The sequence below is a fragment of the Bdellovibrio sp. BCCA genome (assembly GCF_037996825.1).
In the GTDB taxonomy this organism is placed as follows: Bacteria; Bdellovibrionota; Bdellovibrionia; order Bdellovibrionales; family Bdellovibrionaceae; genus Bdellovibrio.
Genome location: NZ_JBBNAC010000001.1, coordinates 489,649 through 503,959, shown reverse-complemented (window position 1 = coordinate 503,959; position 14,311 = coordinate 489,649). Strand labels below are relative to the sequence as shown.

The 14,311-nt window shown below is 45.7% G+C and carries 12 protein-coding genes; 10 read left to right on the top strand and 2 right to left on the bottom strand.

The features are described from left to right. Window position 1: 1 nt before the first annotated feature. Both AAAA78_RS02550 and AAAA78_RS02545 read right to left on the bottom strand, forming a co-directional pair. A complete protein-coding gene (locus AAAA78_RS02550) occupies window positions 2-1,675 on the bottom strand; it encodes a hypothetical protein (RefSeq protein ID WP_340590150.1) in 1,674 nt (557 codons plus the stop codon). Window positions 1,676-1,748: 73 nt separating this feature from the next. Beyond that, on the bottom strand, window positions 1,749-3,281 hold the full coding sequence (locus AAAA78_RS02545; protein ID WP_340590149.1) for a hypothetical protein: 1,533 nt from the start codon (window positions 3,279-3,281) through the stop codon (window positions 1,749-1,751). 283 nt (window positions 3,282-3,564) lie between these two features. Here AAAA78_RS02545 and AAAA78_RS02540 point away from each other — a divergent pair, with 283 nt between their 5' ends. The 10 genes from AAAA78_RS02540 (at window position 3,565) to AAAA78_RS02495 (ending at window position 14,280) form a co-directional block, all read left to right on the top strand. Further along, a complete protein-coding gene (locus AAAA78_RS02540; RefSeq protein ID WP_340590148.1) occupies window positions 3,565-4,050 on the top strand; it encodes a glutathione peroxidase in 486 nt (161 codons plus the stop codon). A 138-nt stretch (window positions 4,051-4,188) separates the two neighbouring features. Further along, on the top strand, window positions 4,189-6,396 hold the full coding sequence (locus AAAA78_RS02535; protein WP_340590147.1) for a S8 family serine peptidase: 2,208 nt from the start codon (window positions 4,189-4,191) through the stop codon (window positions 6,394-6,396). 130 nt (window positions 6,397-6,526) lie between these two features. Beyond that, window positions 6,527-8,002: an aldehyde dehydrogenase family protein gene (locus tag AAAA78_RS02530; protein WP_340590146.1), complete on the top strand. Its 1,476-nt coding sequence runs from the start codon at window positions 6,527-6,529 to the stop codon at window positions 8,000-8,002. Window positions 8,003-8,013: 11 nt separating this feature from the next. Next, window positions 8,014-9,261 (top strand): GTP cyclohydrolase II, encoded by a 1,248-nt coding sequence (locus tag AAAA78_RS02525; RefSeq protein ID WP_340590145.1) that lies wholly within the window; start codon window positions 8,014-8,016, stop codon window positions 9,259-9,261. Continuing rightward, entirely contained in the window at window positions 9,254-10,468 is a 1,215-nt protein-coding gene (locus AAAA78_RS02520; protein WP_340590144.1) for a URC4/urg3 family protein, read from the top strand. The genes AAAA78_RS02525 and AAAA78_RS02520 overlap by 8 nt, the downstream gene beginning before the upstream one ends. Window positions 10,469-10,478: 10 nt before the next feature. Further along, window positions 10,479-11,108, top strand: a complete 630-nt coding sequence (gene upp, locus AAAA78_RS02515; protein WP_295900043.1) for a uracil phosphoribosyltransferase — start codon at window positions 10,479-10,481, stop codon at window positions 11,106-11,108. A gap of 9 nt (window positions 11,109-11,117) precedes the next feature. Next, window positions 11,118-11,726: a uridine kinase gene (udk, locus tag AAAA78_RS02510; protein ID WP_340590143.1), complete on the top strand. Its 609-nt coding sequence runs from the start codon at window positions 11,118-11,120 to the stop codon at window positions 11,724-11,726. A 116-nt stretch (window positions 11,727-11,842) separates the two neighbouring features. After that, window positions 11,843-12,652: a hypothetical protein gene (locus AAAA78_RS02505; RefSeq protein WP_340590142.1), complete on the top strand. Its 810-nt coding sequence runs from the start codon at window positions 11,843-11,845 to the stop codon at window positions 12,650-12,652. A gap of 291 nt (window positions 12,653-12,943) precedes the next feature. Then, window positions 12,944-13,765 (top strand): hypothetical protein, encoded by an 822-nt coding sequence (locus AAAA78_RS02500; RefSeq protein ID WP_340590141.1) that lies wholly within the window; start codon window positions 12,944-12,946, stop codon window positions 13,763-13,765. A gap of 14 nt (window positions 13,766-13,779) precedes the next feature. Next, a complete protein-coding gene (locus AAAA78_RS02495) occupies window positions 13,780-14,280 on the top strand; it encodes a hypothetical protein (protein WP_340590140.1) in 501 nt (166 codons plus the stop codon). Window positions 14,281-14,311: the final 31 nt, after the last annotated feature.

Sequence of the window (14,311 nt, the reverse complement as noted above, 5' to 3'; positions counted from 1 at the left end):
ATTAAGGAAGCAGAGTCGGACTCATCACCTGATAACGGTTTTGAATCTTCTGCCAAATATTTGAATGCGGTCCTGTAATTCCATCAGGGCCACCCATTCCGGAAATGCCACGCTTTGGATCGAACTGACCACCTGGCAAAAACTTTCTAAGATCAGGTCCACCTGGAGTTCCCGCTGCACCATTAGCACCGCCGACGCCAACACCACGACCATCACCGCCGCTTCCTCCGCCGTAAGAGCCGCCACCAAATCGGCCGCCGCTTCCGCCACCGTAGAATCCGCCTAAGACAGATTTATCTTCAGAGGCTGCAGCGCCACCGCCTCCGCCCGAAGAAGGACCTCCGGCGGAACCACCCGAGCCACCGCCACTCAAAGTGCCGCCGCCTTGACTGCCATCAACACCATGATCACTTCCTGATGAAGGTTTTCCTGGAGTGATTGATGGAAGACCTGGAATATCACCACCGAAATCTGGAGCGCTGTTGTTACCACTTGCTAGACGAGACGAAGAATCAATAGTGCCCGGAGTTCCCACTGCGTCGCCACCCGCTTTTTGAGCAACACCACACATAGGATCGTTCGGATTTTTAATACACACGCAGACTTTGTTCGTCGTTGCTTCTGTCGGATTCGAGCAGTCGACAGGGCCCGCTGTTTTACAACTCACGTGTGTTGGATTTGCTTTACAGAACTCCGTCACCTGACCTGAAGTTCCCGACGTCAATGAAGCACATTGAGAAGCATTTGCTGAAGTCGCACCATAGTTTTGAATCGCCTGTTGCGCTTGATTCATTTTTGAATCGAAGTTACCGCATTTTTTCACGGAATCATCGGCAGCGGACAATAAGTTCGATGCTGTTGCTTGATTGTTTTCAGAAACACATTGAAGGTTTTGAGTCAGATAAGATTTCGCATCGGAACAAGCTGACTTACAACTATTGATAGAGACATTGCAAGTCATACGGTAAGCCGCAAGCGCTCCGTTGGCCGCTTGAGTGAAGTCCGCCATTCTTGAACACGCCGCCTGAATACTTGCAGACGTTTGTTGACCCATCATCAAAGCTAACTGCGCACCGGTGTTGGTGACATCAGCCATACCGGAATCATTTTTTTCATCGCAAGTATAAGAAGCGTCACTGTATTCACTGTCACATTTTTGTTTCAACTGTTGATACTGTTGAACGCAAGATGCAGAGTTCTGACTTTGACTGGGTCGGCACGCATATCCTGATTGAGTATTGTCATCCGCAGCGCACTCCCAACCAGACTGACATCCACCAGGACAGCGATTGTTATTGTCCCCTGGACATTCACACTTACCATTCACTAAAACTTGAGAGCCTCCGCCTCGGCAGGGTCCAGAACATCTATTCTCTGAACCCGCAACGGGTCTGCAAGAATAACTGGTTCGTTCTGAATTGTCGGCGTGGCAAGTATAACCTTCTTGAGTACAACTAGCCTGACAGCTGCTGAGTGCTCGACTGGCTTGAAGATCAAAACCGGGAATGGGTTCGCATCTATAAACTGTTGCTGAAAATGGATTGTTCTTAACGTTACACTGATACCCTTCTCCACAAGTCTGAGCACCGCAAGTCTGCTGTGCATGCGCTTGCATTCCGAAGCTGATTATCAGAGTGAAAAAAAAGACGAAGTGGATCGCTAGCGAACGAATCATTCCCATGTTTGTACATATCGGATCGATCCGTCCGCAACTTTACAAAAGTATAACCGTGTCTCAAGGTGAGACGCTATGGCACCAATGAAGGCCTTACCACTTGATATCTGTTCTGAATTTTCTGCCAAATATCTGAATGTGGTCCCGTGATTCCATCAGGCCCTGCAGCTCCGGCAAGTCCTCGCGCACGAGGATCATATTTTCCTCCCGGTAAAAATTGGCGAAGATCTGGTCCTCCAGAGTTTGCAGTGGCTCCTGTGTTTTGCACGGCAACTCCGCGAGAGCCTGCACTTCCATCACCACTTCCGTAACTGCCTTTGTAACCACTGCCGCCACCACCATAATATCCACTCAACACATCATGAGAATTCGCGGCACCACTGGCACCTTCTGCTGAAGTTCCTGTCTTCGCTCCCGCATTTCCAGCACCAGAACCAGTGCCTGTAGCAGAAAGGGTCCCGCCGCCTTGACTGCCATCCACCGCTTGACCAGAACCATCCGAAAAAGGTTTTCCCGGCATCACGGGTGGAAGATTGGGTAAATCTCCAGAGAAGTCTTCCGAGCCACCACTTGCAACGCGCGAAGAAGAATCAATCAGACTTGTATTGCCACCATCTGAAATGGCCTTTTGCGAATTTGAACACATCGGATCATGAGGATTTACGGAGCAAACGCAGACTTTATTACTAGTGGCCTCTTTAGGATTTGTACAGTCAACAGGTGCTGCTGGATTGCAGCCGACCGCTGTTGGATTTGCTTTGCAATATTCCGGAACGGCGGTCGTTGTTCCTTTAGAAAGTTGCGCGCACTGACTGGCGTTGGCCGCTGTCATGCCATAGTTTTGAATGGCCTGTTGCGCCTCATTCATCTTCGCATCGTAATTGTTACAACGACCCGCAATGGCTTCGGCCGAGGAAACCATCGCAAGACTGTTTTGATTGCGAAGTTGGAGAGTGATTTGGCGCGCGCTCTCAGAGACATTTGGTAAATCAATGTTACCCGAGGGAGAATTCACAAAACAATTCGAGTTGGATTTAGAAAAGTTCACAAGATCCGCGCACGCCGAGCGACAGTCTTTGATGGCCCCGCTGCACATCAAGCGATAAGCAGCCACCGCACCATTCGCAGCCTGAGAAATATCAGCCATTTTTGAACACGCAGCTTGAATGCTGGCCGACGTCTGTTGTCCCATCATCAACGCCACTTGCGAGGCCGTCGCAGAAACAGAGTTCATCCCCGCATCGTTTTTTTCATCACAAGTGCTGTCCGTTTCTGAAAGTTTGGTTTCACATTGTTGATAAAGCTGAGCAAACTGCGTCTGGCATTGTGACGCTTGAGCATTTTGATTTTGTGTTTGCTGTTGTTGTTGTTGATTTGTCGCAGGAACATTTCGCGCATCAGCCGCTGGCGTTGTTGTCCGTCCAGTGCTTGGCTTGCTTCCGCAATAGCCTTCCATCTGAGTTTGCACGAGACAGTTGTCATAACCTTTAGGGTTCAGCGTGGGGTTGTACTGGCTTTCACAGAAGTACTTGCAGCCCAAAAAAGGATCCGCCGCCTGCACTTCCTGCAAGGACCAAAGCGATACGCTAAGGAGGGTGAATGCCAAAAATACCTTTTTCCCCATGGTAAGCTTATCGGCACTAAGGCTAGTTTCCTAAACAGACTCACAAATCTTTCTCATGATTTAGTGAGGACGATCTTGTATTCACCGCCTCTTTTTCAGCTCAATGTCTCATTCTGAAACTGCGTTCCCATGCAAATATTAATTTGTACCGCAAACAACCTCACAATAATTCGACGGCCTCTAAGCATTTTCTCTTTTCATTTTTTGCAGGTTGATGTCGAATCACTTTGAGGTTTTTAAAAAGTTTCGGGTAAAGGAGCTCATCATGGAAAAAACTCTTCAATCATTTTCAGTCAAAGGTGCCGACGGTTCACAGGTTTCTCTCGATAAATACAAAGACCAAGCCGTTCTTATCGTGAATGTCGCGAGCAAGTGCGGTTTCACTCCTCAGTACAAGGGCCTTGAAGAGCTTTATGAAAAATTCAAAGATCAAGGCTTCACTGTTCTTGGTTTTCCTTGCAACCAGTTCGGAGCGCAAGAGCCCGGCAACAACAGTGAGATCCAAGAGTTCTGCCAACTCAACTATGGCGTGAAATTTCCCGTGATGGCGAAAGTGGATGTGAACGGCGACAATGCCGATCCTCTTTATCAATGGTTGAAAGAGTCCGCTCCGGGACTTCTTGGGACTGAGATGATTAAGTGGAACTTCACAAAGTTTTTGGTGGGACGTAACGGGAAAGTTTTGAAACGTTATGCTCCTCAAGAAGAGCCTAAAAACATCGCTGACGATATTCAAAAAGCTTTGGCTTAACAAGTTCGTTTCAAGAACGAAGTGTCGGCCTTGGTCCCCTGTCTGATCCCTAGACAGGAGCAGGCCTCCAAATCCCCTTATTTCCCTCTGTAAGGGCACCTCGATTGCAATCGTTTTCATTAACGAAAGAGGTGTCCTGTGACTTTGAAAATCTTTTTCCAAGTTCTTCTAAGTTTTCTCATTTTGGGACAGGAACATCTTTACGCCGCCGTCGAAGTTAAAAAAGAAAAATTCGCCAACGGCAACACCGCCAACGAATCTTACTATCAAGACAGTCAGCTTGTTGAACAACGCTTCTATAGCACGGATGGAATTTTCACGTCATGGCAACGCTATCAGTATCCAGAACCAGGCCATGTGATCAAGGCCAATATCTCCGTTGAAAAAGAATCTTTTGGACAAATCAAATGGCAAGAAGAGTGGACCGGTCTTAACGAGAAGAACGACACGACTGAAAATTCAGTACGCTTACGCCGCTGGGTTTACACGGAAGAAATCCCCTACAAGTTTGAGTACATCGAAAACTACGAAACTAAAAAACCTTTTCGCATTCTTAAAAAAGATTATCTGAACGACAAAAATCAATTGGTTTCTTCAGTCTTCTTTTCATACAAAGACAATGAAGAAAAGCCTTATGCCTTCGTCGAAAAAAATGCCCAAGGGAAAATCATCTCCCAATTCTCTATGTATGAACCCTACGACCTCGTAAAAACTCTGCGCGCCCAAGGCAAATCAGAAAAAGAAATCGAGATTTTAAAACGCCAAAGAGAAAACTCAAATAAATTTTTGATCGCCATTATTGATTCAGGTTTTGATTATAACCACGAGGCCTTGGTGGCGAAGTGGTGGAATAATCCCAACGATCCTATTGATGGTATCGATAACGATAAAAACGGTTGGGTCGATGATAACTTTGGATGGGAGCAAGTTCGCAACATAGGCCTCCCAACAGAATCCTCCACGGGGTTTCAAAAAGACAACCGCCCCCTTTCTCATGGAACTCACGTGGCTCATATCGCCATTCGTGGTCTTGATAATGCTGCGCTCATTGGTTTTGCTGGCGACTACACGCAAGCAGCTTATGTTGATCGTATTTCCGCTTTCTTAAAACAACATCAAGTGAAAGTCGTGAACATGAGCATCGGACTTCCAAGCGATAACAAAGACCTCTTAGGTCTGCGCGATGCTATCAAAGCCTATAGCCGCATGATCGACAACAATCCCGATACGTTATTCGTTGTAGCTTCCGGAAATTCTGAGCAAGATCTCGACGACTATAAAAACCGTCAGTATCCCGCAAGTTTCACTCAACCCAATGTTCTTAAAGTTGGTGCTTTAGATGCTTCGGATTATAGCGAAGTGACTCCGCAAAATGCCAAAATGGCCTACTTCTCGAATTACGGAAAGAACAGCGTTGATATTCTTACACCCGGAGTAAAAGTGAGCGCGGCAAGTCTTGGCGGAGGACTGATCGCTCACTCCGGAACTTCCATGGCGACACCTTATATGGTGAACCTTGTTGCACGACTCTGGAGCGAGCTTCCTCATCTGAAAGCTTCCGAGGTGCGCGAACTGTTCATTAAGACCGCTCAAGTTCTACCAACGCCCGCTCCGGTTCTTTCAAAAGGTTATGCCGATTTAAACGCCGCTCTTTTACAAGGAAAGATCGACCACCTTCTTGGTAACTACGCAAAAAAAGGCGGACCCAATTGCTGGAACTCAGCAACGTACCTTGCGAACATCTCTGAAGCTGTTCACCACACTTTAGGAAGTGAGTTTGCATTCGTGATTGATTCGCCTTTATGCAAACAGGTTTCAAAGGAAGAAATGAAAAAAGGGGATATCGTTGCTCTCCGCCGTTTCAACAAAAACGGAAAACTTCTTCCCGCTCCTATGTTTTCTGAAGTGCACGGCTACACTTACTTAGGAGACGGCAAAGGATTTACAAAAAACGGGGTGATGGAAACAGCTCCTTATCAGATCCAAAATGCGACTGAGATTTTTGATTTCTACAAAAGCAGCGAATCTAAAAATTGCAAAATGAACGGCATTGACCGCGAACACTGCAACCTTAAAGAAGTCGCTTATCGCTGCACGGATCTTGAAACGTACATGTCTAAAAAAGGTGGCTTAAATGTTTTTGAAAGAGATGTTCTTTTAAAAATTTCGAACCTCGAAAAAAACATGCAAGCGAAACTGCTTTATGGACAGGTCATTTCACTAGATTTCGATAAGGTCATTAAGGCTGTGCAAGAAGATATCGAGAATCTTAAAACCACTGGCAGCTCTGAACTTGTGACGGATTATTTCGATGCGAGATTGGAGTCGCTAAATACGCAGTTTTAGTTTGCGTCCAAATTTGTAAAATCAAAAAAGTCCCCAACATTACGAAACTGACAGCAACTCATTTTCGTTTGGCAAAGCTAAGGGGCTGAGCAATCATTCTAGTTTTTATTGCTTCGGCAAGAGGAAAACTATGACTGTTCAGATCCCTGTTCAACCGATCGAATGCCAGAACTTTGTCTCTGGAAAATTTAAAAAAGGCTCCGGTACAAAAACCGAAGTTATCAGCCCCTACACTGGAAAAAAAATTGGTGAGTTCTTTAACTCCACGCCGGAAGACGTGAACGCCGCAATTTCTGATGCCGTGACTGCGCAAAAAGAGTGGGCCGAAGTTCCGATGAAAGAGCGCACGAAAGTGATGTTCAACTTCCGTCAAATCCTGATGCGCGACCTTGATGAAATCGCTCACTTAAAAAGTTCCGAATCTGGAAAAAGTTTTGCTGAAGGAAAAGCCGGTCTTTTAAAAGGCATTGAAGTTCTGGAATTCGCGATCGCTCTTCAAAACATGGACCTCGGTGGAAAAAGCGAAGTCTCCCGTGGAGTTTCTTGCGAATACCGTCGCGAGCCTTTAGGTGTCGTTGCGAATATCACGCCGTTCAACTTCCCTGCCATGGTTCCGATGTGGACGATTCCTATCGCTTTGACTTTGGGAAATGCTTACATCTGGAAGCCTTCTGAAAAAACACCTCTCACATCATTAAAAATTGCAGCCGCTCTCAAAGAAGCGGGACTTCCTGACGGACTTTTCCAAGTTCTGCAAGGTGGAAAAGAAACTGTCGAAGCTATTATCGACAATAAAAACGTCAAAGCTGTTGGCTTCGTGGGGTCAACGAAAGTTGCCAAGACAGTCTATGAGCGCGGAACTCAATTGGGTAAACGTGTTCTTGCCCTTGGTGGCGCAAAAAATCACATTGTTCTTTTACCAGATGCGAATCCAGAACTTTCTGGCATCGGCATCAGTGACTCGTTCACAGGATGCGCAGGCCAACGTTGTATGGCTGCGGCTGTGTTGTTAGCTGTTGGCAACGTCGATAAGCACATCGAAAAAATCACAGAGCGCGCACGCTCTTTGGTTCTAGGAAAAGACATGGGTGCGATCATCACAAAATCCCAAGTGGATTTCTTAAATACAGCCATCGCAAAAGCTGAACAAGAAGGTGCGAAGGTTTTGTTAGATGGCCGTAAAGCCAAAGCCCCTGCGGGAATGGAAGGCGGACACTGGATTGGTCCTACAATTCTAGATAACGTTTCTCCTAACAGCGAAGTCGCGAAGGTGGAACTCTTTGGGCCCATCTTAAGCATCATCCGCTGCCAAGATATTTCTCAAGCCATGAAAATTGAAAACAGCGTTGAATACGGCAATGCCTGCTCTGTGTTCACTTCCAGTGGGAATTTAGCTGAAAAAGTCGTGCGCATGGCTTCCACAGGAATGGTCGGCGTCAACGTCGGTGTTCCTGTTCCTCGTGAACCGTTTTCTTTTGGTGGCGTGAATGCTTCTAAATTCGGTCACGGAGATATCACAGGCCATCACTCTTTGGATTTTTGGTCGAACGTTAAAAAAGTCACAGTGAAATGGGAAAAACAAGACGACAACAACTGGATGTCGTAACAGAGGTTCTTATGAAAAGATCATCGCATGTTATTTTAACATCACATTCAAGTCAGGTTTTCAAAGACAGCTTGCCGATCAACTGGGGCGCAAAAGACCCTGCTGTGCGTGGCCCTGTCATTGCTTCTTTGACTGATACAAAAAAAAGAAACGCCATCGGCACACATAGCGGAAGTTATACCGTTTATCGCGCGCTTTCGATTGCTCAAGGCAAGTATTCAACACTTCACAAACCAGATCTTCATAACACCGAGAGTCCCGTGAAAATCGGACCCTTTGCTTCTTGGTTTGATCCGCAAAAAATGGTGTCCATTGATCCTTGGGGATTCGACGTTCCTATTCATTTCAAAAAATACTTTGATGAAGGTTACGACGTGCGCCCAACAGTGGCGGTGACTCAAGCGCATTTACAAATTCCTGAAATCTATGAAGCCATTGATAAAGGCCGTTTGCACATCGACGGCAAAATTATCAATGAGCACAAAGATATCAAAATCACTAAAGTCGCTTTTGAACCTGTATGGTATTTACCAGGCATCGCTCAACGCTTGGGTGTGGAGGAAGGTGAATTAAGAAAAATCCTTTTCCAAGAAACCGGCGGGATGTTCCCGGAGCTTGTGACAAGACCGGATTTAAAAGTCATGCTGCCACCAATCGGCAATACAACCGTTTATATTTTCGGAAATCCACAAGACCTTGCAAATCCAAATGTGGAACTTACGTGCCGTGTGCATGACGAATGCAATGGCTCTGACGTGTTCGGTTCTGACATTTGCACATGTCGTCCGTATTTGATTTACGGCATTGAAGATGCGGCAAGAACAGCGCAACGTGGTGGCGTAGGCATTATCGCCTACTACCGCAAAGAAGGTCGCGCCTTGGGAGAAGTGACGAAGTTCCTCGTTTACAATGCTCGTAAGCGTCAAGCTGGAGGCGACTCCGCAGCAACATACTTCCACCGCACAGAATGTGTCGCGGGTGTCGAAGATGCACGCTTCCAAGAGTTGATGCCAGATATCTTGCACTTCTTCGGAATCACAAAAATTCACAATCTGCATTCCATGAGCAATATGAAATACGATGCGATCATTAAAAGCGGCATTGAGGTCGTAAATCGCATTTCCATTCCTGAAAACCTGATCCCGGCTGACGCGAAGGTGGAAATCGAAGCAAAGAAGGCCAAAGGTTATTTCAATGCAGGTGACGCCAAATCGGGAGAAGAACTTAAAAACGTCAAAGGAAGACCGATCGATGAATAATCACACTTACACTGAAAAAGATTTGGACTTTTTGCTGTCTCCTTTGGCGATCCGTCAAAGTGCCGAGAAAATTTTAGAACTGACACAAGCAGGACAAACGCATTTTCAATATCATCCTGATAAATTCAATCACGTTGTCGACTATGTGGTGGAAGTGATTCAAGCCAACTATCCAAGTCTTGAGATTCCATTCCACTCACGCTGGGGGCACTTCCGCGTGGGCGGTATTGATCGCGTAAAAACTTTGGAAGAAAAAATGGCGGGCTTTGATCCCATGGAAAAAGCGCGCACGAAGTTTGATTTAGTTATTACGTCCGTTCTTCTTGACGCCGGAGCTGGTGCAACATGGTCTTACCGTGAAGGTTCTTCAGGAAAAACATTTAACAGATCTGAAGGTTTGGGCGTCGCAAGTTTTTATCTTTTTATGGAAGGAAAACTTTCCAACGACAAAGCTCATCCTTTCCGCGCAACGGGCGAGGGACTGCAATATCTTTCTCAAGAAACTTTAGAAAAGGCTTTCCAAGTTTCAAAAGAAAATCCATTGGTGGGTGTTGAAGGTCGTTTGTCTTTGTTGCGCAATCTTGGAAAAGTTGTGAGTTCCAAAAAAGATCTTTTCCCTGGCGCTCGTCCTGGTGGCTTAGTGGATTACCTCCACAATCGCTACGGAAAAAAAATCACGGGACCGCAAGTTTTGCGTGCTGTGCTTGATGGCCTCGGAGAAATCTGGCCGGGTCGCGTGAAAGTCGGCGGCGTGAATCTTGGCGATATCTGGTCTTACTCCAAAGTTCCCGGCGGCTTAGCGGCCTTCCATAAGCTTTCCCAGTGGATGAGTTACTCTTTGATGGAGCCTTTGATGGAAGCAGGCTTTGAGCTTGTCGAAGTTGAAAAGCTCACGGGCCTTGCCGAATATCGCAACGGCGGACTTCTTTTAGACCTGGGACTCATCACCTTGAAAGACCAAGCTCTATTAGAAAAATCTCACCGTCCTGATTCCGAATTGATCATCGAATGGCGCGGCCTAACAGTTTCGCTTTTGGATCGTATCGGTGAAAAGGTTCGCTATAAACTAAATAAATCAGATTCAGAATTCCCTCTTGCAAAAGTTCTTGAAGGTGGCACGTGGTGGGCCGGTCGTAAAGCTGCCAAAGCCTTGCGCGCTGATAGCTCCCCGCCATTAAAAATCGAGAGCGACGGAACCGTTTTTTAAGGAGTCTCCCGTGAATAAAGTAAAAGTTATTGATCACCCGCTTTTAAGACATAAACTTGGTTACCTTCGCGACAAGGATACCTACTCTCACGAATTTCGCGAAATCGTGAAGGAAGTTTCAAAAATCCTCGTTTACGAGGCCATGCGCGATTGGAAGCATCTAGAAACCGTCGCCATTGAGACCCCGATTGCTAAAACGGTCGCTGAGCGCATCGTAAAACCGCCTGTGGTGGTCTCTATCATGCGCGCAGGGAACGGGATGCTGGACGCCGTTTTATCCATGATCCCTAGGGCGAGCACCGGTTTTATTGGAATTTACCGCGATAAATTCATCCACAATACGGTGGAGTATTATTTTAAAATGCCTCAGGACGTGCAGAATAAAGAAATTATACTCTGCGATCCTTTAATTGCCACTGCCGACACTATTGTGGCAGCTATAGACAGATTAAAAAACTACGGAGTAGGTTCCATTAAGGTGTTGAGCATCTTAGCGAGCCAAACAGGTCTTGAGCGCATCCTGCATTTTCATCCCGATGTCGAGATCTACACAGTGAACGTTGAGACTGAAATCAATGAACTGGGTTACCTCGTTCCGGGCCTTGGCGATGCCGGGGACCGTTTGTTTCAAACAAAGTAGGATCAAAGCATGAGCGTGTACATTATCGGTGTAGCAGGTGGTAGCGGGTCAGGCAAAACGCATTTCGCAAAGCAATTGCAAGAGCAATTGGGCGATGACAATTGCATGATCCTTTATCAAGACAACTACTACATCGATCAGTCACACCGCTTCGAAGGCTGCGGTTCCGTCAACTTTGACCACCCCGACAGTTTGGATTTTTCTCTTCTTGCGGCGGGTTTAAGAAAACTTAAAAAAGGTCACGACATCGAAATTCCCATTTATGATTTCGTGACTCACACCCGCCGTCCTGAAACGATCAAAAGCTCTCCTAAAAAAATCGTCCTCGTCGACGGCATTTTGATTCTTCATTCCAATGAAGTGCGCGCGGAACTTGATGAGGCGGTCTTCTTTGATACGCCCGAAGAGCTTCGTTACCAAAGACGTCTGCACCGTGACGTGAATGAGCGCGGGCGCACTCCTGAAGGCGTTAAAAAACAGTTCGAGTTGCACGTGCGACCTATGCACAATCAATTCGTCGAACCTTCAAAAAATTTCGCTGAAACCGTGATCAAAGATCTGGGTGAATACAGTGAAGCGTTGAAATTCTTTTGCCAAAAGCTTTCCGCATTGAACTGATCCTTGCCCGTCTGCAATGAACAAAAAGAAATGATTTCAACGCTCGCATTTTCTTCCCATTGCGCACTCTCTTCTGATACAAGCCTTTACATCAACAAACCATAAGGGAGTTTTAAATGAAATCATTGCTTAAAAAGGCAACGCCTTTCGTGTTCGTGTTTTCTTCACTCGCTGTTGCCGCTGGTCTTATCACTAAAGAAGAAGTGAATAAAAAAGTCGCTGCGATCGTAGCTCCATTCAATAACGAAACAACAACAATGGATATTAGCTTCACGGATTTGAACGTGGATGCTGTTCGCGCTTTGGATTTCGGTATCGCTGCCACTGTGACTAAAAAAGGACCCGAGAACGAATTAGCTTTGAAACTTCAAAACGCAAGCTACCACTATGGTGATGGTTCTGCTCCGACAGCAGCGGCGGACTTGTCGTTGCAATTGGATCTGAAAAAGGCTTTTGGTCAAGAGACGATCAACCAATTCGGTACAGACTTGGATCAATTGGCGAAAGATCTTGCTTCTGAGTATACAAAAAAGTACGGCGAAGCAGCGATCCTAGATATCGCGATGGAAGACTTGCAAAAAGACGCTCAAGGAAACGTGCAGTCTGCAAGATTGCGCATCAACGCGACAATCGATATGACAAAACTTCCTGCAAACTTGAAACTTGAAGACGTTGAACTTAAGTCTGTTCAAGCTGTTTTATCGGCAAGCACGGGTGGCGTGAACGGCAAAATCCAAGCTGTGATCAATCCTGCTTACAAAGGTTTTGATGCCAATCAGCCAGGTCTTAAGGAGATCATCGAAAAGCTTCTTAGCGACGACAAAGAAACTTACGATAGCATCTCTCAAATCACAACGATGCTAGATCACGTGGCAACTTGGTTGGTGAACCAAAAGCCAGAACAACCACCACAACCACAGCCGTAAAAAATCTCTTAAAATAGAGAACCAAAAAAGCCTCAGCTCTTCTGATCTGGGGCTTTTTTTATTGTCAAAAAGATCATCACAAAATCAATCTTATCAGAATCAATCAAGGCAAGTCTCAGCCTGGCATTCGTATATTTCAAACCAGCATTCCTCTTTTCAAGCGTCCAAAGCTTTCTATAATTAGATCCTATGCAATACTTACGACACCTCGTTGCTTTACATACAATCCTCCTCGTCTTGACTTCATCGGCGCTCGCGGACTGGACTTCGAGAAATAGGTTGGAACTTGGAATGACAGACAACGCTCTTTTGACAAACACCAATAAAGAAAGTGATTTTTTTCTTTCATTGGGAACAAGAAACTCTTTTAAGACTGATGAGAACGTCTTCGGATTGCGTTTAGGCTATAAAGACTACAGCAAAGAAAACTCCAACGATGTCTTATTATGGGGTCTTTCAGACCGTTTAAAATGCTGGTCTGATAAAACATGTCAGGTCGAATTAAGAGGCCAAGAATACGTCTATGGGGAACCTATGACCACAGATAATTCTTTTAGTAATTATGGTGCTGTGTTTTCCATAGAAAAAAATTACGCTTTCTCCGCAAGAACCACCTTAGATCTCACCACCGCCTATGAAGCACGCGATTACTATTCTTTAAATCGCCTGGACCACATTTTAAGTGAAAATGCGATTTACGGTTATGAACTGAACTCGGCGACGTATCTTGAAGCGACTGGCGAAGTAGGTCTTAATCTTTCTTCAGAAAGCGCCTTTAGTTCTTACTATATTTTGATTTCAGGGCTTATCGAATATCAACTCATGCCGCAATGGGATCTCACGGGGGAACTTGGTTTCAAACAGACAAATTTTCTTTCCAGAGATTTAACGACGGAGACGCAAATCACGCGCAAGCACGGTCAAGTCGTGAGTAAATTCGACACCGCTAAAGAAAGATATTCCGCGGTATTTTTGACTGTCGAAGCCAACCGAACCTTGTCTTCTGATATGTCCGTGGGATTTTCACTGCAAAACTATTCGCAAAAGTCCCGCAGTGGTTACCAAGATTACAACGAAACGGTTCTTTTAGGAAAGTTTCTCGTCAACTACTAACAAAGGAGTGTTGTATGAACAAAAAACTTCTCGTGCTTCTCTTAGCAGGCGCCTTAATCAACCCGCTGGGCGCTTATGCCGAGGACGAAGCCGCAAATACTGAACCCGTAGCCACCCAGGAAGCTTCGACTTCCGATAATCTAGCGAAGCTCAAGGAAAAATACGGCTTCACGGATGAACAAATCAAAGCGATGCAAGATTCTAAAATTTCTGAGTCGCAGTACAGTATGGTCGGCGCTCTTGCAAAAGAGTCCGGCAAATCTGTGGATGAGATTTTAAAAATGCGCACAGAACAAAAAATGGGCTGGGGAAAAATAGCTAAAGAATTGGGTGTTGATCCTAAAGTTCTTGGACAATCCGTGTCTTCGATGCATAGACAAGATGACACTGAAATGAAAAAAGAGAGAAAAGAAGCTCGCGAAGCTCGTAAAGAGGAGCGAAAGCAAAAACGAGAGGAAAAAAAAGAGGCTCGTAAAGAAGAACGCGCTCAAAAAAAAGATAAGAAAGTTCAGTAATAACTAAAAGGCCCCTATAAAGGGGCCTTTT

Excerpts from the sequence above, each read along its gene's own strand:
- AAAA78_RS02500 (WP_340590141.1), top strand. The coding sequence starts at position 12,944 with ATGACAGACAACGCTCTTTTGACAAACACCAATAAAGAAAGTGATTTT.
- AAAA78_RS02540 (WP_340590148.1), top strand. The coding sequence starts at position 3,565 with ATGGAAAAAACTCTTCAATCATTTTCAGTCAAAGGTGCCGACGGTTCA.
- AAAA78_RS02530 (WP_340590146.1), top strand. The coding sequence starts at position 6,527 with ATGACTGTTCAGATCCCTGTTCAACCGATCGAATGCCAGAACTTTGTC.
- AAAA78_RS02520 (WP_340590144.1), top strand. The coding sequence starts at position 9,254 with ATGAATAATCACACTTACACTGAAAAAGATTTGGACTTTTTGCTGTCT.
- AAAA78_RS02495 (WP_340590140.1), top strand. The coding sequence starts at position 13,780 with ATGAACAAAAAACTTCTCGTGCTTCTCTTAGCAGGCGCCTTAATCAAC.
- AAAA78_RS02525 (WP_340590145.1), top strand. The coding sequence starts at position 8,014 with ATGAAAAGATCATCGCATGTTATTTTAACATCACATTCAAGTCAGGTT.
- AAAA78_RS02505 (WP_340590142.1), top strand. The coding sequence starts at position 11,843 with ATGAAATCATTGCTTAAAAAGGCAACGCCTTTCGTGTTCGTGTTTTCT.
- AAAA78_RS02550 (WP_340590150.1), bottom strand. The coding sequence starts at position 1,675 with ATGATTCGTTCGCTAGCGATCCACTTCGTCTTTTTTTTCACTCTGATA.
- udk (WP_340590143.1), top strand. The coding sequence starts at position 11,118 with ATGAGCGTGTACATTATCGGTGTAGCAGGTGGTAGCGGGTCAGGCAAA.